General features: G+C 40.3%; 18 protein-coding genes. 13 read left to right on the top strand and 5 right to left on the bottom strand.

Features of this window, described 5'->3' with window-relative positions; genetic code table 11:
• Positions 1-235: 235 nt before the first annotated feature.
• The 6 genes from DRW42_RS00105 to DRW42_RS28535 all read left to right on the top strand — a co-directional run bounded on the left by DRW42_RS00105 (position 236) and on the right by DRW42_RS28535 (position 8,075).
• A complete protein-coding gene (locus tag DRW42_RS00105; protein ID WP_113946802.1) occupies positions 236-1,372 on the top strand; it encodes a helix-turn-helix domain-containing protein in 1,137 nt (378 codons plus the stop codon).
• A 150-nt stretch (positions 1,373-1,522) separates the two neighbouring features.
• Entirely contained in the window at positions 1,523-2,578 is a 1,056-nt protein-coding gene (locus DRW42_RS00100; protein WP_113946801.1) for a serine hydrolase domain-containing protein, read from the top strand.
• Positions 2,579-3,601: 1,023 nt separating this feature from the next.
• Entirely contained in the window at positions 3,602-4,066 is a 465-nt protein-coding gene (locus DRW42_RS00090; protein ID WP_113946799.1) for a (2Fe-2S)-binding protein, read from the top strand.
• Positions 4,059-5,069 (top strand): FAD binding domain-containing protein, encoded by a 1,011-nt coding sequence (locus tag DRW42_RS00085; protein ID WP_113946798.1) that lies wholly within the window; start codon positions 4,059-4,061, stop codon positions 5,067-5,069. The genes DRW42_RS00090 and DRW42_RS00085 overlap by 8 nt, the downstream gene beginning before the upstream one ends.
• A gap of 5 nt (positions 5,070-5,074) precedes the next feature.
• Positions 5,075-7,303 carry a xanthine dehydrogenase family protein molybdopterin-binding subunit gene (locus DRW42_RS00080; protein WP_113946797.1) on the top strand — a complete coding sequence of 743 codons (2,229 nt, stop codon included), beginning with the start codon at positions 5,075-5,077 and terminating at the stop codon, positions 7,301-7,303.
• 388 nt (positions 7,304-7,691) lie between these two features.
• Positions 7,692-8,075 carry a hypothetical protein gene (locus DRW42_RS28535; protein WP_147243634.1) on the top strand — a complete coding sequence of 128 codons (384 nt, stop codon included), beginning with the start codon at positions 7,692-7,694 and terminating at the stop codon, positions 8,073-8,075.
• Positions 8,076-8,485: 410 nt separating this feature from the next.
• Here the strand turns inward: DRW42_RS28535 and DRW42_RS00065 are convergent, their stop codons facing one another.
• Both DRW42_RS00065 and DRW42_RS00060 read right to left on the bottom strand, forming a co-directional pair.
• Entirely contained in the window at positions 8,486-9,574 is a 1,089-nt protein-coding gene (locus DRW42_RS00065; RefSeq protein ID WP_113946794.1) for a lipid A-modifier LpxR family protein, read from the bottom strand.
• Between the two features lie 407 nt (positions 9,575-9,981).
• Positions 9,982-10,935, bottom strand: coding sequence for an EamA family transporter (locus tag DRW42_RS00060; protein ID WP_113946793.1), 954 nt, complete (start codon positions 10,933-10,935; stop codon positions 9,982-9,984).
• 270 nt (positions 10,936-11,205) lie between these two features.
• Here DRW42_RS00060 and DRW42_RS00055 point away from each other — a divergent pair, with 270 nt between their 5' ends.
• The gene (locus DRW42_RS00055) at positions 11,206-11,463 is read left to right on the top strand and encodes a hypothetical protein (protein ID WP_113946792.1); all 258 of its coding nucleotides are present in this window, start codon (positions 11,206-11,208) and stop codon (positions 11,461-11,463) included.
• Between the two features lie 113 nt (positions 11,464-11,576).
• Here DRW42_RS00055 and DRW42_RS00050 read toward each other — a convergent pair whose 3' ends face one another.
• Together DRW42_RS00050 and DRW42_RS00045 are read right to left on the bottom strand one after the other, a co-directional pair.
• The gene (locus DRW42_RS00050; RefSeq protein WP_279634051.1) at positions 11,577-12,737 is read right to left on the bottom strand and encodes a DUF2252 domain-containing protein; all 1,161 of its coding nucleotides are present in this window, start codon (positions 12,735-12,737) and stop codon (positions 11,577-11,579) included.
• 116 nt (positions 12,738-12,853) lie between these two features.
• Positions 12,854-14,338 (bottom strand): alpha-amylase, encoded by a 1,485-nt coding sequence (locus DRW42_RS00045; RefSeq protein WP_113946790.1) that lies wholly within the window; start codon positions 14,336-14,338, stop codon positions 12,854-12,856.
• Between the two features lie 376 nt (positions 14,339-14,714).
• On the opposite strand from DRW42_RS00045, the gene DRW42_RS00040 reads away from it, so the two are divergent.
• Positions 14,715-14,948, top strand: a complete 234-nt coding sequence (locus DRW42_RS00040; RefSeq protein WP_113946789.1) for a hypothetical protein — start codon at positions 14,715-14,717, stop codon at positions 14,946-14,948.
• A 124-nt stretch (positions 14,949-15,072) separates the two neighbouring features.
• Here the strand turns inward: DRW42_RS00040 and DRW42_RS00035 are convergent, their stop codons facing one another.
• Positions 15,073-15,873, bottom strand: a complete 801-nt coding sequence (locus DRW42_RS00035) for an SDR family NAD(P)-dependent oxidoreductase (protein ID WP_113947162.1) — start codon at positions 15,871-15,873, stop codon at positions 15,073-15,075.
• A 253-nt stretch (positions 15,874-16,126) separates the two neighbouring features.
• On the opposite strand from DRW42_RS00035, the gene DRW42_RS00030 reads away from it, so the two are divergent.
• The 5 genes from DRW42_RS00030 (at position 16,127) to DRW42_RS00005 (ending at position 21,826) form a co-directional block, all read left to right on the top strand.
• Entirely contained in the window at positions 16,127-17,512 is a 1,386-nt protein-coding gene (locus tag DRW42_RS00030) for a serine hydrolase domain-containing protein (protein ID WP_113946788.1), read from the top strand.
• Positions 17,513-17,977: 465 nt separating this feature from the next.
• Positions 17,978-18,505 carry a hypothetical protein gene (locus DRW42_RS00025; protein ID WP_113946787.1) on the top strand — a complete coding sequence of 176 codons (528 nt, stop codon included), beginning with the start codon at positions 17,978-17,980 and terminating at the stop codon, positions 18,503-18,505.
• Positions 18,506-18,672: 167 nt separating this feature from the next.
• The gene (locus DRW42_RS00020; protein WP_113946786.1) at positions 18,673-19,158 is read left to right on the top strand and encodes a hypothetical protein; all 486 of its coding nucleotides are present in this window, start codon (positions 18,673-18,675) and stop codon (positions 19,156-19,158) included.
• A 213-nt stretch (positions 19,159-19,371) separates the two neighbouring features.
• Positions 19,372-19,824, top strand: a complete 453-nt coding sequence (locus DRW42_RS00015) for a hypothetical protein (protein ID WP_147243633.1) — start codon at positions 19,372-19,374, stop codon at positions 19,822-19,824.
• Between the two features lie 535 nt (positions 19,825-20,359).
• A complete protein-coding gene (locus DRW42_RS00005) occupies positions 20,360-21,826 on the top strand; it encodes a TlpA family protein disulfide reductase (protein WP_113946783.1) in 1,467 nt (488 codons plus the stop codon).
• Positions 21,827-22,754: the final 928 nt, after the last annotated feature.

Genomic DNA, 22,754 nt, shown 5'->3' with positions numbered 1-22,754 from the left:
ATGCGCACAATTTTTGGTTTATCACAAGTTAGCCTGCTTTTTTGGGAGATTGCCGATGGGACCGCGTTATTGTGGGGCAGCCTTGCGCGTTGTTGTGAATCGATTTTGTTAGAAAAAGTAATCATAAAAATTAGCTAAATTCGCCCAATAAGATAAACGGATAGTTGAGCAATCAGTGAAGTTTCGAGATGGTATCTAAAAAACAAACATTCTAAAAACCTATGAATATTGATTAATGGGTGAAGTTAATTTATTGACTACAGTTGCTGTAGTGACAATTTCCATTTCATTATTTTTTTCCTTGTTTTTGCTAACCGTTAAAACAGCACATAAATTAAGTAATCACCTTTTTACTTTTTTTCTCATTTTACATGCAATAGACAACAGTGTAAATCTAGGTTACCTGTTTGAAATTCCGTTGACTGGAAGGATTTTTATCAGCTCATTTTTTTTCCTGCAGCTTCCGGTTTTTTACTTATACGTCCTATCAGTGTGCTATTCAGATTTTAAGTTGAAACCGGCCCACTTAGTTCATACCATTCCCTTTCTGCTGGCAAACTTAATCTTCTTGCCTCGCTTTTATAGTGTCGATCTGGCATCTAAAATTAGCTTCCTTGCAAATGGTAGCAGTATGGTGGAGGTACAGTTCAACCATATCTTAATGCATGTTCAATGTGTTTTTTATCTCGTTGCAGCTTTTATGATCTTAAAAAAAGCCAAAAAGATTTACCTTGAAAATTACACTGGAGCAAGTCTCGAATCTCTTAAATGGTTATTCCAGTTTACTGTAGCACTATCGATCTTCTTTGTCATTGCGCTTTTAAAGAACATCTTTAAGTTTACTACCTATCCTAATATTTCCAATTGGTTAAAAGCTGGACTGATACTCTCTGAGCTGATTATTATTTTTTGGTATTTGTACAAAGCATTGATTAATCCAAACCTGTTTAGAAATATCGATTCAAAGCTAAAGCTGGTTTCGGAAATCATTTTAGAAGAAAAGAATAGCAACCCAAGGGTAATAAATGAAAAAGAGCATATCTCGGCGTTATTGACGCTAAAGCAATATATGCTCGAAGAAAAGCCATTTCTTAATCCTTCCTTGACCATACAAGAAGTTTCCAAAAATATCGGGATTCCTGTGCGAGAATTATCAGTTCTGATTAACCATAACCTAGAACAGCATTTTTACGACTTTGTTAATGCTTACCGAATAGAATATGCGATGGATATTTTAAAAGATGTTACAAAAAACAAGGTAACTGTTTTAGAAATTCTATATACTGCAGGTTTTAATTCTAAATCTTCTTTTAATACAGCCTTTAAAAAACAAACCGGTTATACGCCGACTGAATTTCGCAAGAATCTATAAGACAGTGATTTGTAATTACTCGTATCTCTTGCTTTAATTATTCATACCCATTTTTTAGAACAAATGCGTCCGAGTGCTTTTATTCGGTCGCACAGAACTAATTTCTTCCCCAAATTTGTATCGAAATAATTTTTAATCCAAGACGGTACAATGAAAACATCAATAACATTTTTAGCATTGCTCTTAATAAGCAGCTTCTCTTTCGGACAAGACATCAACAAAAAGATTGATTCGATAATCACGGATAATTTTAAAAAAAATCCTGAAGTAGGAATCAGCGTCGGCTTTATCGGAAATAATAAAGAGTTCTTTACATCACACGGAAAATTGAATGCAGAAAGTCAAACACAGATAGATAAAAATTCCATATTTGAAATTGCTTCGATCACTAAGATTCTAACTTCAAACTTAATTGCGCAGGCGGTTATTGAGCACAAAATAAAATTGGATGATTATATCGACAACTTTCTGCCCAAAGCGTACGTGCTTCATGAAAATCTAAAGAATAAAATAAAGATTTCTGATCTGGCGTCTCATCAATCTGGTCTGCCCGATATAGATTTTGGGAAGTTAGTTGCGCTGGATCCACAACAGCCAATAAATACCGTCACCGAAAAAACATTGAGTGTTATAATAAACAGTAGTAGTGAACTTAAAGATTATGGCAAATATCGTTACTCGACTATAGGATATACTTTGCTTGGACTGATATTGGAAAAAGTGTATGGCAAGAGTTATGACAAGATTATTCGTGAAAAGATTCTTGAGCCTTTAAAAATGACAAATACACTTACTAAAGATTTTTATGTAAAGAACAGAACAACCGGCCGCAACACTGAAGGAGGAATTCAGGAATTTATCAAATGGAATATTACTGCACCTGCCGGACTGGTAAAATCTAATGCTTCTGATATGGTTAAGTTTTTGAAAGCTCTATTGGACGAGAAAACTGAGGTGGGGAAGGCTGGAACAATTACCGAGAAAATTTTCTATAAGGACGGGAATAGAGAATTGGGATTGGGCACGAACATCTTAACGGATGATAAAAATACAATTTACTTGAAATCAGGAGATTCTATGGGGCAGTCTTCAATTATCTGTTACAACAGGGCTAAGAATTGGGGTATCGTAATATTGCTTGACCAACGGAATTCGAAAATGAGACAAAATCTTTTAAATACAATTTACGATACGGTTTTAAAATAAATAAAACACCAGGTCATTTTCACATAGCTTGTTGTATTATGTGGGGAATGATATCTTCATTTGATAGTGGTTTTGGTATAGGTGATATTTGAGTATCGCTTGGAGGGGAATATTGCTTCAGGAAAAAACATTGGCCTTTAGACTGGGCTACACCTATAGGTTGATGAGCGTTCACCTGGAAGCTTTTTCTCAGTGGGCATGGGGCTGAAGCGGAAAAGAATAGGGTTGAATTTGGCTTATCTTTCCTCCACCCACAGCGTACATTTCTGAGTAATATGATTAGGTTTTCACTTGATTATTCAATGTAATCTGGGTATTTTGGTGGAGATAGTATCTAAAGAAGTATTGTTTTGGGCCTTCACCTGCGTGCAGGGCCGTTTGCTGTATCTTACTTCTGGAGAGATACAGCGCTTGGTCCCGACAGGGGGAGCGCGTAGAAGACCTGGAATACGAATCCGCCATTATCATAAGCTTTTATTGAAATTTGCTTCCGAAAGTCTCAGCTCGGTAGACACTTTGGCTTTGGTTGTTTAAAGATTTAAATGCTGAAGAAATATCGCTTTAGAAGTAAAAAGAATATAATTGCTCTAAGCCAAGAGGCTGGTCCGGTAGCTTTTACAATCCACTATTCCATTGTAAATTGATATAGAACCAAGTCACCCAGACAGAAATGACATATGTTCAACTTGGATACTAGAAAGAATGGCGCCAGGAGAGCAAGTAGACATTGAGATAAAAGATCTTGATTATACTACCGAACCGATAAGCAAAAGAAAAGCTTTCTCTGAACCCTACATTCCTGTTGAATTTAGCAATGCCGAAATTGATGAACATAATAAGCATAGGTTAGAATATTTCTACTCGCTACAAAAAATTTTAACTGAAAAAGGCCTGATATGATAAATAAAAGATTGGTGTTAGCACCGGATTGACCACCAAAATTGAGAAAGAATCAGTATTAGTGAAATACACAGGCAGTTCCCTGAGTAAAACCAAAATAGGTTTTTAGATGTTTGCTCTTGTATGGAAAACTTCCGTCAAATAAACTTGCTCGTTAATAAGCAACCCTATACTTTGGCAATTAAGCCATATGTTAGTCTGCTAGACGCTTTGCGTGACTACCTTGACCTTACCGGCACTAAAAAAGGGTGTGATCACGGACAATGTGGTGCGTGTACCGTACTGGTTAATGGTAATCGGGTCTTGAGTTGCATTACTTTAGCTGTTATGAAAGATGGTGCTGAAATAACTACTATAGAAGGTATTGACCATCCCCTGCAAAATACCTTTATAGAACACGATGCCTTCCAATGTGGTTATTGTACACCGGGGCAAATATGCAGTGCTATTGGTATGCTTCGAGAAGGTAAAGCCCACAGCCGCGCTGAAGTGGCTGAATTAATGAGCGGCAACCTTTGTCGTTGTGGCGCGAGTATGCAGATCATCGACGCCATCATGGAGGTCAAAAGCGGAGGAAGCAATGAATGATTTTAATTATCATAAAGCCGCAACCATAGACGAAGCGGTAAACGTAGTTAATGAAAATCCTCGAGCTGCATATCTGGCCGGAGGCACGAACATTATTGACCTTTGGAAATATAATATTATCAGTCCAGAACTTTTGATGGATGTTAATCAACTTGGTGAAGGTATAATAGAAACATCAGATGGTATCCGTCTTAGCGCGTTTATTACCAACTCGGCTACCGCCTGGCATCCTTTGATCGAGGAACGGTATCCGCTATTATCGAAAGCCATATTAGCCGGAGCTTCAGCGCAGATTAGAAACATGGCCACCAACGGCGGTAATTTATTGCAACGTACGCGCTGCTATTATTTTTATGATCCGAACGTCCCCTGCAATAAACGGGAGCCGGGCTCGGGATGTTCTGCAAAAGAAGGTTATAACCGTATACATGCCATTTTAGGAGCAAGCGAACAATGTATCGCAGTCTTTCCTTCGGACATGTGTGTCGCACTGGCGGCACTAGGTGCAGTTTTAAATGTTTCCGGATCGGCTGGAAACCGAAGTATATCTTTTAATGACTTTCATCGTTTACCTGGTGATACCCCTCAACTGGACAATAACTTGCTGCATGATGAAATTATTACTTCAATTGATTTGCCGTCTAAAGGATTTGCAACAAACTACTCGTATCTAAAATTGCGCGACCGTCATTCGTATGCTTTTGCATTGGTTTCAGTTGCTACCGGATTGGACTTGGAGGACAATATTATTAAGGAAGCTCGAATTGCGCTGGGCGGGGTTGCACATAAGCCTTGGCGGGTAATAGCTGCCGAGGAATATTTGGTCGGTAAAGCGCCTACGGCAGAAAATTTTGCTATCGCCGCTGAAATTATATTGCAAGGCGCGATATCTTTTAAATATAATGCTTTTAAAATAGAATTATCTAAACGAGCCATAGTGCGTAATTGCCTGATGGCGCTCGATCCTTCATCTCAATTACCTGGCTCGCAGCCTTCAGCCTAAATCTCATGACACAAATAGGAAAAGCAATCAGCCGTCTAGAAGGCTGGCAAAAAGTTACAGGATCAGCTAAATATGCGGGGGATTATAATGTGCCCGATCTCCTTTATGGTTATGTGGTTAACAGCACGATTACCAAGGGTCATATCATTTCGATAGATACCAGCGACGCCTTAGCTTTACCAGGCGTGATAAAAGTATTTACACATCAGAATCGACCTGGTTTGGCATGGTTTGACATCATGTATACCGATATGGATGCGCCGCCAGGCACTGTTTTTAAGCCTTTGCATGATAATGAGATAAAATATAACGGTCAACCTGTCGCTTTAATAGTAGCTGAAAGATTTGAAATTGCCCGAGAGGCTTCTGCTTTAATTAAAATAAAGTATGAAGAAATGCATTTTGAGACGCGTTTAGATAGAAATATCGAAAAGGGGAGAAATGCTAAAAAAGGTTTGGCAACCGCACTCAAACCTCCTCCACCCAAACCTAAGGGTGATTTTTCTTTAGCATATGATGAATCTCCGTTTAAAGTAGCTACTGAATATCGGCACAGTACAGAGCATCATAACCCGATGGAACTATTTGCCACTACAACAGTTTATGAGGGAGACGGTAAGTTAACGATTTACGATAAAACGCAGGGAACAATTAATAGTCAGATATATGTTGCCAATATATTTGGTCTTCACTTTAAGGATGTTAGAGTATTAGCGCCATTTGTGGGCGGCGGTTTTGGTTCAGGACTGCGTCCGCAATACCAATTGTTCTTTTCTGTAATGGCAGCGTTGGAATTAAAACGGAATGTGCGGGTTACCCTGGACCGTAAACAGATGTACTCCTTCGGTCACCGCCCGCAGGTAATACAAAAACTGCGTTTTGCTGCCGAGACGAACGGAAAGTTAACCGCGTTAAGTCACTTGGCCTTATCGGAAACTTCTCAATTTGAAGACTATGCAGAATTAGTCGCAGAATGGAGCCACAAACTTTACCCAGCAAATAATACCCTTTTCAGCTATAAACTAGTGCCTTTAGATCTATACACCCCGATTGATATGCGTGCTCCTGGTGGTTCCACTGCATTACACGCGATAGAATGCACCATGGATGAATTGGCCTATCAACTCAAAATGGACCCGCTGGAATTGCGGTTAAAAAATTACGCCGAAATAGACCCGTCAACCGATAAGCCTTTTACCAGCAAAGCTTTGAAGGATTGTTATTTGAAAGCTGCCGAAAAATTTGGTTGGAATGAGCGTAATCCTGAACCAGGTAGCATGACCCATGGCAATAAGTTGATTGGGTACGGTATGGCGACAGGCATTTGGGATGCTTACCAGTTTCCAGCAAGGGTTGAAATAGGCGTAAATGCTGAAGGTAAATTGCTGGTCAATAACGCTACCACAGATATTGGCACCGGCACGCTAACAGTTATGACCCAAATTGCGGCAGATCAGTTTGGTCTTTCTCTGGATGAGGTAACATTCGGTTATGGCGACAGCAAAAAACCTTTTTCAATGTTTCAGGGTGGTTCAGCCATGACCGCTTCAACGGGTTCGGCTATAGTGATTGCTGCTAATGTTTTAAAAAAGAAATTACTTGATAAAGCTAAAGAAATTACTAATTCGCCTTTAAAAGATGCTGAACTTAAAGATGTAATGTTTACCCATGGCCGTATGTATTTAAAAAATCAAGTTGAAGTGTATGTAATGTTGACGGATATTGTTCAGGCTAACAAAGGTAAAACGATCAAGACAACCAATCTGGGAGCGCCACACATGTTTGATTTGCGCAAATACAGCAAGATGACGCATAGCGCGGCTTTTGTGGAGGTAGAGATAGACAAAGATTTAAAAACAATAACAGTAACCCGAGCGGTGACTGCGGTAGCGGCCGGAAAAATTATCAATCCTAAAACTGCAACCAGTCAGATAACTGGCTCCATGGTTTGGGGTATAAGTAAAGCATTATATGAAGAAACAATCCTTGATGAAAACTTGGGTAAATACATGAATATGAATTTAGGTGAATACCATATTCCGGTTCATGCAGATATTAAACAATTGGAGGTAATCTTTGTAGAAGAAAAAGATGAACTTATCAATGAGTTAGGCGTTAAAGGTGTGGGAGAGATTGGTCTGGTTGCCATACCAGCGGCTATTGCCAACGCGATTTTTCATGCCACCGGCAAACGCATCAATAATCTGCCCATACATTTTGATGAGTTATTATGAACATTAATTCTTATTACAAACGAACGGGTCCTGCTTTTACCTACCATATTAAATCAAAACTCCATTTTTAGGATGCTGAGATGCTCCTTCGGCTCATCCTTGCTGTATAATAATGATTCGCCATGCAGTATTTTCAGTTTTGGCGCCAGCTTATCTTCCACGTTGAGTGCGTCAGTGGTACAGGGGTTAAAGTCCTCAACCTTTTTATGTCTTCTATACTTGATGAAGTATAACAAATAGGGTCATTCTTTTTTGAACGGAAACTTAAATCCCCAGTTTTAATTTTAGTATTACGGTTTCTATGTGTTGGGCTATCCACATTAGATCGCTTTTATCAAAACTGTCCATCGCGTAGAGCTGCTTATAACGTGTACGGATTTGGGTAAACATGCGTCTGAGACTTTTTATTGTCTCCTCGTCAAAACCTGTTGGAGAACAATTTGAAATTGCCAAACAAACATCGATTAATACAATTCGCAATCCCACAACGTCGTTCTGGCTCTCCAACGCGATCAGGGCCCGCTCCCTCAACCTTTCCAAAGTTTCAACTGTCTCCGGTGCGCTATTCATTTTAAGGAGAAAAAAGGAAATTATGGTTATTGTAATAGATTTTGCAGGGAGGCCTATCAGGGTCAGAGACTTGGAGGCTGCTATTAAGGAAGCGAATATTTTTAGAAGGAGGTATGATGAAGATCCAAGATTTGCAGCGCTGGACAAAAGGTTGCGTGCTTACTGGGAGGATTTTTATCAGAAACTGATCGCTTTAACGTGATTGGATAATTGGGGCGCCCGTCCACTGGACGGGCGGAAGCCTCGCGTCCTGCGGACACTGGGCTGGAATAATATGAATTAGTAAAAACTACCAACTGTCAGATTAAGTAGTGGCTATTACAAATAATAATAGAGAGTACATGTAACTGGTTTTTGCATGTTTTATTAGCCTTTTTTTAATCTAGGACCAAACGCTCAACAAAAGATGGCGGTTTTAGGTATACAGCGCAATATTAGGTCTTGTAAAATACACTTAGTGGTGTATTCATAACTCCTTTTGTGTCTGTTGTTTCTAATGCCTGAGCGTAACTATATCCTGCGCTGTACTTTCCGCTAATGGATATAATTTACGCATTTACTAAGGGTATAATTATTTAAAAACCAGATTGGCGGACTTTTCTTTTGACAAGGTTATCCACCAAAGTTGTAGGTTAAGTTTATTGTGCCCCATTGGTGTGACCTGCTGAAAGCAGTGTTCAACTCACTGGTTCTGCCTGCGTTTAACATCCAATTGACTGCAAAAGTATTGTTGCGTTTTCCTGGAAATGCAAGTCCGATACCAAAATTCCACTCTACCGAGGCTTGCTGAACTTCATCAAAAGAAAGCGTATAAACAGAAGACCTAAATCCGCCGTTTAGCAACTCATTGTATATTTTATACATGGGCCTTGCATTGGCGAAAACGTAAGCCTCAATATGCGATCGGGGGGTAGCTTTCGTTATCCCATGTTGATTGTTCAGCTGAGAAGTCCCTTTGTACCAGTTAGCGGGATCAAGAAGGCCAAAACGGATACCCAAATTGCCAGCAACACCGGTATAATATCCTATCATAGCCTCAACACCATATTTAAGCTCAAAGAGATTTTTTATTTCAGCTAGTTTAACTGAGCTCAGTAATTTTTCATATTTTAAGGAATACAGGAAAGTCGGTTCGCCACCTTTCGATATCTGGTTGTCCCAGCCCATCGGAATTGGTGTATTTGCTGTATCTTTTATCATGTGGTGGATTTTGGTCTGCACCCATTGCCCGATTTTTGTTCCCATTAAACCATAAGAAAATTCTGTGGTAATAAGGCTCTTTTTGTCAGTGTTCAAAAATAACTCCTTAGTAGAGAGTGTTAATAAAAATGCATATGGCCTGTCACCAATTACCGCATCCCTCCGCCTTAGATCTAACGGTGTAAATGCCGTCCCGTTCAAGGTTAGGGATGGGGAAAGCCGAACAATGTCGGTGTCCTGCTTTTTGTCTTTTCGGATAAAAAGGGAAGATATGATCTCATTTGGGAAAAGCACCCAGCTTTTGTGTAACCATTGCGAACTAAATCCTAGGCCAAATCCCATAGTATAGTTTTGATCGTTAGCTTTTCCAAAAATCTGGACCGGTTTGAAATCTTCATCCGTGTAGAGCATTACGCTCTTTGTCGGGTCGATTAAATTTTGTGATTGTGCGCTGGTTGAAAGCAATAGCAATAAAATAGGTAGGAGTAATGTTTTTTTCATGGAGCGATAGTGATTAATTTAAGTATTGATCATGGTAGCCAAACAAATTATATTATCTGGCGGATGAGATAGTCGAATCCAAAGATCTATATTTATATCTAAAATACCCATTATTAGGTATTTAGGTGGAATGATTATCCTGTCTTCGATTTTTCTGCAAAATTCTATATTCAGAAGCCGTACATCATATTCGGCCTGATTTACTTCTGAAATAATGATTAAAGATAGCGGTCCTAAAATTTAATAAACGCTGGAAAGATTTATTGAGACCGGCTTATAGTGGATGGTATGTGGTTTAATTTAGTTTTGGCTGGTTAATGTGTATCTCTCCGCGTAACCTACGGCTTCACCAGGTTAATGCCAAGGTTGAATTGCTGGTCTGGTTTATGGGCCTATAATGAGCAACATTAGCTTGGTTCGTTTAAGCAACCAGTCTGTTTGACAAAGTCTGCATTATCCCTGCCGGGCAGATGCCTTTGCTTTTTTTTAAAAAGGTAATGCGCATTAAAAACAATAACCGATATAAAAATGGTACTGTATGCTGCCGTTTGTAATGGGGTAATGGGCTCATGGAATACCAAAACTGCTATTGCAAAACCAATTATTGGGTTAATGTTGAGCAACATACCCACTGTTGACGAGTTTAACCCTTTTAATGCATATAAATTCAAAAACAGTGGGATCACTGTAAAACCAACTGCTATAACTTCTATCAATAACCAAAATAACGCCGCTGTAGGTACGGCTCCGCTATAGGCGGGGTAAAAGGGCAGCAACATCAGCGCGGAAAGCGAAGTGTGGAAGGTGAGCAGGATGAACTTATCAAACCCCGCATTTTTACGCTGGCTTACCAGGTAAGCCGCATAAGTAAACCCAATAACAATGCCGTAAACCATGTCCATAATATTGGCATACGATAACATCAGGCACCCTAGTATACTTAGCCCAACGGCTGTCCATTGTACTTTGTTGAGCTTTTCGTGCAAAAGCCAGCAAGCAAGTATTGTGGTAATTATCGGGCATACCAAATAGGCAAGCGAGGTAGCCTTGATGCTTACATGGTTGAGCACGTAAATAAACGAGAACCAGTTGATATTTAAAAAAATACTTCCGCCTACATTCAGCAATAGCATATTGCGTCTGTGCCGAGGAGGTAAGGCCTTAATATCAGAAAAGGTTTTAAGCAATTCGGCACGTTTAAACAAGGTGGTAATCAATAACATTAATATCGCGCAGCTAAAAATGCGGTAAAATAAAATATCCACCGAAGAATATCCGCTTAAAGGTTTTAAAACTAAACTAAAAAAGCCCCAGGTCGCATAAGCGAATATAGCGGCCAGGTAATATTTTGCAGCTTTCACAAGATGGTTGCTATAAGGTTGACCTGACAAATATCATAAAATCTCAGGGCTTATCAAGCCACAGAACGCAAAACACTATTTATCGCCTGGAAAACAAAATTGATGTGTATTTATTGGTTTTTTAGCTGCCCATTATATTAATGCCCTATGTTCAATTGGCTTTTCGGTTAGAAAAAAAACAAACATGTTTTATCCAAAGTAGATTATTGGAAAGCATTTGAATTATTTGCGCTTTTCGATGATCTGGACACCTTGCAGCTCCTCTGGTCAATGACAGTTCCTTTTATAGTGATTTGTATTGGGGGGAGGCTGGCTGATGATGGTGTGGTTTCATTGGTATCTGTGAGTGGTCCCTGGGTTTGTACCTCTGCTGGTTTTATCTTTTGTGCCTGGGCCGGGCTTATGGCCAGTGTGGCCAGGGCAAGTGGCATGAGCCGTTGCCAGCGTATTTTTGCCGGGGCAGTATCAGCTCGCGGTTCATTTGGCTGGGTAGCAGGCGTGCGCATACGGTACCGTTTTTGTGTTTGAAAAAGTCTGCAAGTTCGGTATCGGTTTTGCTGGTGAGGCCTATGATGTTTTTTTGCATTTGCTGCAATGGTGTTTGCCATTTCTCTTTATTTGTTGCTTTACCTTTTCCTTTTTTAGTTTTCAGTTGAGCTGTAATCTCCGTTACGGAAATCCTGTTCAAAAGCGCCATAATCTGAACATACCAATGCCGCCTGCTCTGCACAGATCGTGAGAAGGCTTTGCTGCCAGTTCTTTTTTGCGGCAAAGACTTTCAGCTCATCTTTCGATGCCGTGCCATCCATTCCCGAACTTCTAAGCTGTGATGAGGCTGTAAGCATGCCCATGTCATCAATTACCTGGTACATATTCCGGTAGTCCTCCCGGATAAGCTTGAATTTAATGGTATCTTTTACCGGCTGAAGCTCCTGCATGACGTAATCTTCTCCTTTAAACTTACTTGTTGACAGGAGGGATGAAGAAACATGCTGCATTCTTTTTTGTACGGCCACAATCCGCTCTGCCTCAGAAGGCCAGTGTGGCTGTTGTTCCCGGACATAAGGTGCCAGTGATGATGGAAATGCCTGTTTCATGTCAACCAGCAGGTAGTTTTCTTTTCTGATGGTACTTTTCAGCAAGAACAGATATCTTTTTTGCCCCAGACTCCCTGTTCCTGCTATTCTGTAAACAACGTCCTTGACCTTATAATTATATGGACTTTCACTGTTTTCCCTTAACCAGCCCATCATGTGTTCCTTCAATTCCCGCTTTAGCGCCTTATCAAGTTTGAAATGGCGTTCATCCTCCAGGTCCAGTTGTATCTTGCCACGTTTTTCAAGCGTGCGCTTTCTGAGAAGGTCTTCATACGTGCTTTTTTCTGCCCGGGTAAGAAAATCACAAACAATCCCCTTTGAGGTTCTTGGATCCAGGTCCATTGCCTTTCCTCCAAATAGTGTAGTGGCGTAACTTTTGATAAACAGCGCGGCCATGTTCATGGCCTGGTCTGATTCAATTTCAAGCGTCTGAAAAGCAATCAGTATGCTGGTTACCATCCGGATGACCTCCCAAAGTACGGGTGCCTTTATAGCCTCGTCGAAATCATTCAGGTCAAAATAGACCAGATTATTGTTGCCGCGGTAACTTCCAAAGTTTTCCAGGTGCAGATCACCACAGATCCATCCTACAGGCGATTTTGGGATGCTTTTTAATTGCGATAACCTTTCATAAAAAAGCCCGCAGGTACCCCTGTAAAATCTGAAAGCATTTTCTTTCATTGCTTCATATTTGAGCTCAAGCATTTCATGGACTCTGTTGCGGTTAAAGGATTTTATATTTTCGGAACGCGTTGACATAGAAATTAACTAAAATTATTTTTGTGGCTTTTTTTACGTGTTGCAGGACTTCCCGTAAGTATTTAATCGGCTGTGTAAGCTGATACCTTTGCTCCTTCGCAATGGAATCTTCCCCAACCTTCTTCATTGATGATCACTTCCTGACCGATATTGCCCAGCCTGTCCCGGAAGATCTTTCCGCAAAAATGTTTTCCCATCTCCATATCCTTAAATCCGGCCTCTCCATTGGACAACAGCACAGCGATTCCTGATCCTGGACGGTCGGCATCCCCGTCTACAATCCACCCGATGCAGTTCGGATGATCAAGATAATCCCTCTGGTTCCCATAGAGATTGTTTTTCCGCAGGCCCAGCATGGTTTGGATTTCCCCAACAGGTTTCAGTGTAACCTCATGCTGTTCCCCGTCTCTACCTTCATCGCAATAACTGGCACCATACAGGTCCGGATAAAAAATACAGGGGTATCCCGTTGCCCGGAGCAAAATCATGGCATAGGCTAAGGGACGGAACCAGTGTTCTACTGTCTGTTCCAGAGACTGCAGAGGCTGGGTATCATGGTTTTCGACCAATGTTACCGCCAGTTCAGGCCGGGAGCTTACCAGGGTCCCATCAAAGATTTTTGACATATCGAAATCAGATCCCTGCTTGGAAGCATTGGAGAAATTCCCCTGCAGGCAGGCATCAAAAAGGGACATTCTCCCTTCTGTAACTTCAATGTACCTTAGCATATCACCGAGTTTCCCAGGCGACCAGTATTCGCCGACAGTGAAGAGTTCCTTACCGGTAACCAGCCGCATGTGGTCCAACCATTCATTGAAAAAGCTTGCCGGCATATGTTTGATCGCATCAAGCCTAAATCCGTCAAAGCCCACCGTTTCATGTAACCATTCTCCCCAGCGCTTTATTTCCTCGACCACGCTTTGGTTTCTAAAGTCGATGTCGCAAAGCATCAGGTAATCATAATTGCCGTTTTCGGTATCCAGGACATCCTGCCAACCTTCTCCATATTGATTCTGGATACTGTATATGGCAGACTCCTTCGAGCGTTCATCGTAGTCTACTCCGGTGAAACACTGGAAATCCCACTGAAAAGCGGAATATTTCCCTGCCCTGCCCGGAAAAGTAAATTTCGTGTAAGCCTCAATTTCGATGGTGTCAGAGATGAACTCGTTGCGGTTTTCAGGGTTAACCTTTCTGGCAGGAATCTTTTCCGTTTCATCTCCTCCGCCTAGGTGGTTTAGCACGATGTCCATATAGACCTGAAGCCCTGCTTCCTGGGCACTTTTTACGGCCTGTAGCAGTTCTTGTTTTGTTCCGTATTTGGTGGCTACACTTCCTTTTTGGTCAAATTCACCCAGATCGTAATGATCATATACATCGTAACCGGCGGAAGATTTTCCTTCCATGCCCTTATGTGCCGGCGGAAGCCAGAGTGTATCAATGCCAAAGGTTTTCAGTTCCGCCGCTTCGTTTATTATTTTTTTCCAAAGGCTCCCGTCAGCTGGGTAGTACCATTGAAAATATTGCAGCATTGTAAAGTTTTCCATGAAATTTTTAGCGTGTAATGTAAAATCTAGCGATAGAACCATGGATAGGTAGGAATAGTTTAGCTTTTTTAGTTGGAATGAATTATTGTGATGTATAAGACATCAATGGCATAATAAAATAGCTCGAAAAACTTCAGATCCTTTGTCAATCTGGCTTACCATTTGCGAAGCGATCTTGTAACATCCATTGAGCGGTAAAGTTTATAATAAGCCACAACCACCTGCTTTAACTTATTCAAATAACTACTTTGATTACCGGGTTTATGGACAACCATTGGCTGAAAGTTTGCGTTTATACATCAGACGGTGGTTAAAAACCGGAACAGAAGAAGCTGAAAATCTATAACAGAGTAGGCAACATTTAAAACTTGAACTTATGAAAATGCAAGAATTGAATTTAAACGAAATGAAAGAAATTAACGGTGGTGGAATTTTTGGCAACAATGATTCCGCAAATTCTGGTGGTTTGGGCGGTGCGCTCAATATCGGCAATCTGTTATCATTCTCCAGTTCATCACAAGACGGAGATGAATCCAGCAGCACCTCGTTCTCATTAGGCAATAACATTGGTGGCAGCCTGGCTGGCATCTTTGATAGCCTGAAATCATAAGACTGATTCAGTCTTGATCTATAAAGGGGAACAGCCAATTGGAATGTTCCCCTTTATTTTGTTCTGATTAAGGACTGCGCGAAATAAGTCAATGCTGCGCGATATGAAGATCTTTTTATCAAAATTACTTTTTGTTATTGTCGGCCGGCTCCTGGACTTTTTCCATTTGTGAAGCCTGGATATTATCCGGAGTAATATTTCCCAAAGCTACCTGAATCTTATTTTTAAAGCCTGAAACCACCATATCCCTGCCTTCCATCAACGCATCATAACCGTCCTTTGCTACCTTTGCTGGGTCAGCCAGTTCTCCTTCCTTCACAATTTTTGAGTCCAGCATACCAGCCTTATTAAAAAAATCGGTATCTGTTGCCCCGGGAAGTAATGAGGTGACGGTGACTCCGGTATCTTTTAGTTCGTTCCTGATTGCTTCATTAAAAGAATGGACAAATGCCTTAGTCCCATGGTATATTGCCTGATATGGCCCTGGTGCTTTACTGGCAACTGATGCTACGTTGAGTATTTTACCAGATCCACGGCTTACCATATCCTTAATAAACAGCTTGGTGATGGTAACAAGAGAGATGATGTTCAGCTGGATAATGTCGAGTTCCCTTTCGAGTTCATTATCAATAAATTTTCCATATACTCCCTGACCGGCATCATTTACCAGCACATCTATCTGCAGCCCAAGTCCTTTTACCTGTCTATAGAGTTCTTCTGCATTGCCTGGAAGAAACAGATCTGTACTGATGGTTATCACATCGATGCCCTCTGTTTTCAATTCTATGGCAGTATTTTCAAGTTTCTGCTCCTCCCTGGCAACAATAACCAGGTTAAAACTGTCCTTTGCAAAAAGCCTCGCAAGCTCAAGGCCTATCCCACTTGTAGCACCGGTAATCAGTGCGAACTTTTTTTCACTATTCATCTCTTTCATATTAGGTATAAATTAAAAACAGACATAACGATAAAAGGATTTGCTTTTTTATCTTTTCCTTCCAGTGCCGCAGGATGCCGTTTAGGGTAGTAGTAAGTACGCTTGGACTAGTTTCTCGGCCCATGTTGATCTCAAGGAAAGTGGGGAATGGGGATCCTGAAAAGGAAACCGCACCGCGCGGTGTTAAATAAAATATCGTGCAACTTTTGTCGCCCTATGTTGTCTAATAGAAAAACGCCCATTTATGAAGAGTATTATCATATACCTTGGTTATTTCTTGTTGCCCTATCTTGCCCTTGCACAGCAATCCCCGATCTCTCAAATTGATACCCTTATGGAAGCCGCACATCATCGCGGTATCTTCAATGGCAACATATTGATTTATCATCATGGAATTAAAATTTACGAACGATCTTTCGGGTTTGCAGATATTGAGAAGAAACTGCCGCTTACGAGTGCAATGAAATTTGATATTGGATCTATTAGTAAAGAGTTTAACGCAGTTGGTATTATGGTGCTAAAAGAAAAAGGAAAGCTTTCGCTAGAGGATTCGTTGGCCAAATATTACCCTTCATTTCCACAATGGGCCAATCAAGTGAAAATCCGCCATCTCCTCAACTATACAAGCGGGATTCCTATACTTGGCCCACAGTCAGATGGTAATGATACGCTGATTTTAAAGAGTCTGGATACGCTGAAAAGGCTAGTGGCCGAGCCTGGTTCGACATATATCTATAACCATATCAATGTTTCCCTTCAGCGCAGCATTATTGAAAAGGTTAGCGGCCTAAGCTATTCGACATTTGTTAGTCAGTACCTGCTTACCCCGCTTGGGATGAATAATTCATCAGTGGATCTGCCAGTTGAAAGCCGAAGCATGGCCAGGGCATATGATGGCATAGGCAAAAATGTGCGATATGAGCAGGCTACGAAAGGCTGGGTAAGGCTTCCGGCGCATGACCTTTATAAATGGATTATGGGGTTAACCGAGAATAGATTAATTACCTCCAACTCCTTAAGGGAACTTGGCAAAAACTTCCCGGGCGGAGAAAGCAGCCTCGGCACCACCGAATTCGATGCCGATAAATTACTCTTCCATCAGCATCAAGGTTCAAATAGCAATTATGAAGCTGCTTTTTATCAGCATACGGGCGAGGAGGTGGTCATTGTGATGATGACCAATCACCAGCAGATGAAAGTCTGGCCGTTGAAGACGGCCATCGTAAATATTTTACTGAATAGACCATATACAGTTCCCAAGAAGTCACTCTATCTTTCCATCAGGGACAGGATGTTAGATAATTTCGATGATGGGATGAAGCTTTATCAAAAACTAAAGACGAATGACAGAGAGGTTTATGACTTTAGTTTCGAAGTTGGCGACTTGATAAGCACAGGAAAGTACCTTCAGAGAAGAAATAAATTTATGGAGGCGCTCAAAATATACGGTGAAGCGGTAAAGTTGGATTATCCTCCAAGGGATATATCCTATGGTTATGAACTTATTGCTGAGTGTTACGTAAAACTACATGACAAAGCAAATGCGTTGGCCAATTACAGGCAGGCCGTAAAGTTAAACCCGGATAATAAAAATGCAGCAGGAATGATTACTTCGCTTATCAAAGAATAATTGTTTGTGGAGGATATTCTAAGCAGTCTGGTTTTCAGGCATATTGATTGCTGGGATGCGATGCGGAATTTTGTGCATAGGGTGAGGTTTTCAAGTATTATGGGGTTTGCCGCGGTGGAGGTGCTGGAGGGGTAGGTCGTTTATGCCGGGTATGATTAGGTGGTTATGCTTTTATTTTTTTGCTGTTCCCGAAAAGGGCTTGCGATACGCTGTATCTTTTGCCCTGGAACGGTGCCGCTGCTGTCGCTGACAGGGAATTGGAAGTTTTAGGATGCTTAGTTAGAATTGATAGATGTGCCGGAAGTTATCAAGGATCAATAAGCACCTTATGAAGCTAATCCTAATGCTGAAGGAACTAAAAGCGGGATAGCTAAGCTTGAGATAATAAATCTGTTTTTGAGACCGAAAATTTATCCAAAATCACCGACATTTACGATAACATATTCTTTAGCGTAAAATCAGCCTATGAAATTTTTATTCTTGTTTATATCTTTAATATTCCTGCATTTCAACAGTTTCAGCCAAAAGAAAAAAGCTAGGGCTGAACCACCGCCGCCACCTAAGGAAAGTTTGATAGCATTTTCGGAAAAACCATTTACACTTCAGCCATACGCCTTCCCCATTTTATTCGAGTGGGAAATTAATGCAGATACCACGCTTAAAGCGGGTACCGTTTTTAAAAAAGTGATAAAGCTTACTTATGAAAAAACGGAGGTTAACGGTTACTATAGTCAACAGGCAGTTACCTTTAAAAAATTTGGAACGGGCCTTGGAATTCCGGAACGGGAAATTCCAAAACTGATCACTAAGGTTGATTACTATGATGTGGAAATTTTAAATGATGTGATCATATTTAAAGAAAGGGACCGCAAGGTAATAGCCCTGAAAATTATTTATAATAAAAACAATTTGGTTAGTCGCTTGAAAGACGTGAATGATGGAACTGTTTACAGGCGGGTTAAGTCAGAGGAACATCCTATCGAAGCTCCATAGCCTGGTAGTTAAGCATAGGGCTTTAGTTTTTTATGCCGTTTTTGTTCTTAAGGCTAAAAGGTATTGAGGGAATCAGATCTTGACTAGTCAATTACACTTGAGGAGGGGGGATAAATTGTGTCCCTTTTTTTTGGATCATTTTAGGTGAGATTATCGAATTTGTTAATGTGAATAGAGCAATTGCTGATGAGCTGGTTGCCTATATGGATAATATTCAAACGCCCACACAAAATGATATTGATTTCCTCAATTGGTCAATTGCTTATTTGAAGGAAAATCCAGAAGTTGTTTTCAGTGAACTAAAAGATGCCAATAATGCGAATATTGTACTGCCAAACCTCGATCTATCCGCGTTGAATAATTACCCTAAATTTAGGGCATTGGTTAACGATCTTCCTAATTTTCTCACCAGCTACCCTAATATCCTGAAAGCGTTAAGTCTAACTAACGGGCTTACGGAGAAAAAGATCAAAGACTTGATGCAGCCTGGTAAGGGCCCGAAAGTAATCGTCGTTAACAACTTGAAAGACGCAGCAGGAAATGATGTTGTGGGGCAATTTGATAATGTCAACAAGATTCTGAAAATTGGTAATGGATATGTTGATGACCTGGACAGGGCTACGACACGGTTAAATATCAGGCATTGGGTTTGATCTTAAGCCTAACCACATTACATGAGTTTGTGCACTTTGGCAGGGACGCAAATAATTTATCAAAAAGAATGGCCGGACCGGTTACCGGTAAGGGATCTTATGAAGCTGGCTGGTATTTGAAGATATTATTGCCGCACCGGGATCGGGTAGGTTAGAGCCTGCCACGCGCCAGAATGGTTGAGATATTATAAAGTAAAATCGAGACAATAAAAAATGAAGAAAAAATTTTTCCTTTTACCCGTCCTTGCATGCCTAATGGCGTGTCAGAGCCGCACTAAATCAAGCTCTTCAGCAATCGATACGGTTCAGATCGTGAACAAGATACTTAGCGATAGGAACGTCACCAAAGACCTGATCCCGATGAAAGATACAATTTACATTTTTAAAACCAGATCTGTCAACTGCAACTGGCCAATAAAGACAGGTAGTTTTAATGTTATGTATATCGAGCCCGGTAAAAAAAACGAAGATTTAATCGATCTTAGTCCTTCTTCATTCTATGATAAGAGAACTAAAATCGATTTTGGGAAATTCGCTATTAGAAATGATTCGGCGAAGGTTAGTATTGGTTTATACAAATATCAAAATGTTTTAATCTACGATTTCGAATTAGTGCGTAAGGATAATAACTGGGCAATTTTAAACACAATCAATAAAACGCATTAAACATGTCCGTGATAGATTTATCTGGTTCTTACTGTGGATGGCGGCCTGTGAAAATTCCCTTGACCTCTGCAAGAACGGTCATATTTGTAATTTTGTTTGTGCTTATTTCTGTCCAGTCCTTTGGACAGGGGAATGAAACTGAAAAGGAATGGATTCAGTCCTTCAAAGAATTGGTTTATTATAATGGCTTACTAAAAGGCCTGAATAATCCGGCACTTTCCAAGGAGCTGGTACAAACCGATAATTCATTTACAATCCGGTTTCACGCTGTCGGAGGCCAATGGTAACAGAAGAAGGGTTTTTAATCTTCCTTCTCTATTCAACTTTCCTGAATTTCAACAGATTCAGCCGGGCGAAAAAAGTGCCAGGAGAGAACCACCACCGCCATTGAAAGATAGTTTAATAGCTTTTACTGTAAATCTTGAAACAAGATTATGTAGAAATGCTGAGCTAGTCGAAATAAAAAGTAGTGTCGTATATTTTTTATTTTTAAACAAATTCAAACTATATTTATCGTTACATCAATGCCTGTATCATGTCCAATAAAACGCTAATTTTTAAATCTGTTTTGATATCGCTCTATTTCGTTTTTGCTTCAGTCAAAGGCGACTGCATTCCGACACATGTAGCAGGAGTAATCTACAATTGCAAAGAGGGGGTACTTTCTGTAGAATACCAGAGAGAATTCCTTATCAGAGAAAAAATAAATCTTAAAATTTCAAAATCAGGTAATATTAGCGGGAATCTGGATGTTTCATATCCAACCCTTTTGAAATTTAGTAGCTCCACACTTCATTTTCAAGCTTATATTTCACCAGGGTACGGTTTTGAATTTAGTGCCAACGGTAGTTCTCAGGTTGATTTTAACAACAGCTTGAAATTTATGGGGAATATAGGAGAAATTAACAATGCATTTCTTGGTTTGTCTAATGATACTTCTTTTAAGAACATGCAGTGGTCGACAAGTAATCAAGAACCTTTATCAGATCTAGTAAAGAAAATCAAAGTATATTATAGTTATAAAAGGCAGTATTTAAGAAAAAGACTCTCGAAGATAACTGGTAAAAGCTCCCAAATGGAATCGATTTTATCTGTTGATAGTATTACTGACGAATATACTGGGGCCTCGGCAATTTTGACTCTGGTGAAAAAGAATGGATTGACAGGAGATGAAAGACAACAATTTATAAACACAATGATTCCGTCATCTATATTTGAAATGCCAGTCAGGAAGCAGCTCCAAATCCCCGCGGTCACAAACTTTTACAATTATACTTATCTCGGCTTTCTGGTCGACGTTGATGCGGAAAATGATAAAAATTTATATAAGGATAAGGGATATTATCTCAGTGCTTTAAATAAAGTGGATACAAGTTTTAAACAACCGCTTAAGGACTATAGCAAAGCATCTCTGTTGTCTGACCTTATTGAAAGCCCGAAAGATTTTAGGCCCGGAAGGGACAGCTTATACCGTATGATTTCACAGTTTGTGAAAACGGCCTCACTACCTGAAGAAACTAATTTTTTATTAAAGGAGCGTGGTGGTGCTCTGAAAAATTTTTCTAAATCTATTATACTTAGCGGGGTGTCTGTTCCTGAAGTTGATCTTATGGATGCAGCTGGTAAGAAAATAAATTTGGCTAGATTTCAGGATAGTCTGATCATACTTGATTGCTGGGCAAGTTGGTGTGCCCCATGTATTGCACAGCTTCCATATCTCGAGGGATTAAAAGAGAAGTTCAAGGGTAATAAAGTAGTTTTTATAGGGCTTTCTTTGGACGAATCCGAGATGAACTGGATTAAGGCATTAAAGAAATTATCTCCTGGTGGGATGCAATTATATACGCCAGGTGGATTTAAAGGTGACTTTGCGAAAAAATTCGGAATTTATTCTCTTCCCCGATATATTTTGTTAAAAAAATCATTGATAATTAGTAGTGACGCCCCATTGCCTGACGACCCTGCTCTAACAGAAGAAATCAATGAACACTTGATTATGTAAAAGTCAATTTGGGGATTATTCCAAAAGTGGCCACTTTTTTTCGGTTTAAAATGGTCACTGATTTCGCTCAAAATTGGCTATTCGACTCATTTTAAGCAATTTTAAGCTGTTTTTAATGCTGGCGGGATTCAATGATCGTTTGCTATTATAAAGTGTTTTTAAAGGAGCTCAGCGGATCTTAAAATTGATTTTTTTTTCCAGTCTTCCCAATCAGATTCTTAGAATTTGTTTTTTGTCGCTGAATATGGCGCTAGAGTGGCTGCTATACTCCAAAACGTGGCCCTGGTGTTCCGCTCGGCTGTATTTTTAGAGATTGGAGGACAAAAACACTTTGAGTCTGGATTTCCCTGGTTTAGCAGGAATGAGAATATTTGGGCCTTTTCTTAGCTTGCCCTTCTCAAGATTGGGTAAACCCCCGGGTGCACAGTTTGGAACGGAATCCGCTGTCTACTATTGCCAAAATCCCCATGCTGACGCCCTGTTTCACTCCAAATTGTGCATTTTGAGCATCGGACCAGGATTTCTTCACACAGCAGTTCCAGTAAAATTTCTAAGTATTGGTCAAAATAAAGCCCCATAGGTAAAATCGATACTTGGTGTGATCTTGCATCCATCAGAATGGATTTTAAGCTCTTCAGGCATCTTTTCGAGAGATTTTTCCAGTTTCATCCGAAGGATTACGGAATGGTGATCTAAAGGAAAGCAGGGGATGAGGATCCCGAATGGGAAACCATGGAGCGTCTTGGGGAAGAAGTAAATTTGTAGCCAATTCGCTCTGCATTCAGAGGGAAAGGAATGACTTAGCAAAAATTCCGGCAGCTGAATTCGCGTAAAGTTTGGAACGAAAAGGACTGATCATTATTAATAAAATATGCAGCCCATCTACGGGTTTAGGTTGACATTTTTAAGGGCATCCGTAAAAAAAAAA

Source organism: Pedobacter miscanthi (assembly GCF_003315595.1).
Taxonomy (GTDB): Bacteria; Bacteroidota; Bacteroidia; order Sphingobacteriales; family Sphingobacteriaceae; genus Pedobacter; species Pedobacter miscanthi.
The sequence above is the reverse complement of the archived record's forward strand: the minus strand, read 5'-3'. Positions and strand labels throughout refer to the sequence as shown.

Excerpts from the sequence above, each read along its gene's own strand:
- DRW42_RS00105 (WP_113946802.1), top strand. The coding sequence starts at position 236 with ATGGGTGAAGTTAATTTATTGACTACAGTTGCTGTAGTGACAATTTCC.
- DRW42_RS00025 (WP_113946787.1), top strand. The coding sequence starts at position 17,978 with ATGAAATTTTTATTCTTGTTTATATCTTTAATATTCCTGCATTTCAAC.
- DRW42_RS00035 (WP_113947162.1), bottom strand. The coding sequence starts at position 15,873 with ATGAATAGTGAAAAAAAGTTCGCACTGATTACCGGTGCTACAAGTGGG.
- DRW42_RS00055 (WP_113946792.1), top strand. The coding sequence starts at position 11,206 with ATGACAGTTCCTTTTATAGTGATTTGTATTGGGGGGAGGCTGGCTGAT.
- DRW42_RS00090 (WP_113946799.1), top strand. The coding sequence starts at position 3,602 with ATGGAAAACTTCCGTCAAATAAACTTGCTCGTTAATAAGCAACCCTAT.
- DRW42_RS00085 (WP_113946798.1), top strand. The coding sequence starts at position 4,059 with ATGAATGATTTTAATTATCATAAAGCCGCAACCATAGACGAAGCGGTA.
- DRW42_RS00100 (WP_113946801.1), top strand. The coding sequence starts at position 1,523 with ATGAAAACATCAATAACATTTTTAGCATTGCTCTTAATAAGCAGCTTC.
- DRW42_RS00015 (WP_147243633.1), top strand. The coding sequence starts at position 19,372 with ATGAAGAAAAAATTTTTCCTTTTACCCGTCCTTGCATGCCTAATGGCG.
- DRW42_RS28535 (WP_147243634.1), top strand. The coding sequence starts at position 7,692 with ATGCGTCTGAGACTTTTTATTGTCTCCTCGTCAAAACCTGTTGGAGAA.
- DRW42_RS00040 (WP_113946789.1), top strand. The coding sequence starts at position 14,715 with ATGAAAATGCAAGAATTGAATTTAAACGAAATGAAAGAAATTAACGGT.
- DRW42_RS00050 (WP_279634051.1), bottom strand. The coding sequence starts at position 12,737 with ATGCTTGAGCTCAAATATGAAGCAATGAAAGAAAATGCTTTCAGATTT.
- DRW42_RS00065 (WP_113946794.1), bottom strand. The coding sequence starts at position 9,574 with ATGAAAAAAACATTACTCCTACCTATTTTATTGCTATTGCTTTCAACC.
- DRW42_RS00080 (WP_113946797.1), top strand. The coding sequence starts at position 5,075 with ATGACACAAATAGGAAAAGCAATCAGCCGTCTAGAAGGCTGGCAAAAA.
- DRW42_RS00005 (WP_113946783.1), top strand. The coding sequence starts at position 20,360 with ATGTCCAATAAAACGCTAATTTTTAAATCTGTTTTGATATCGCTCTAT.
- DRW42_RS00045 (WP_113946790.1), bottom strand. The coding sequence starts at position 14,338 with ATGGAAAACTTTACAATGCTGCAATATTTTCAATGGTACTACCCAGCT.
- DRW42_RS00030 (WP_113946788.1), top strand. The coding sequence starts at position 16,127 with ATGAAGAGTATTATCATATACCTTGGTTATTTCTTGTTGCCCTATCTT.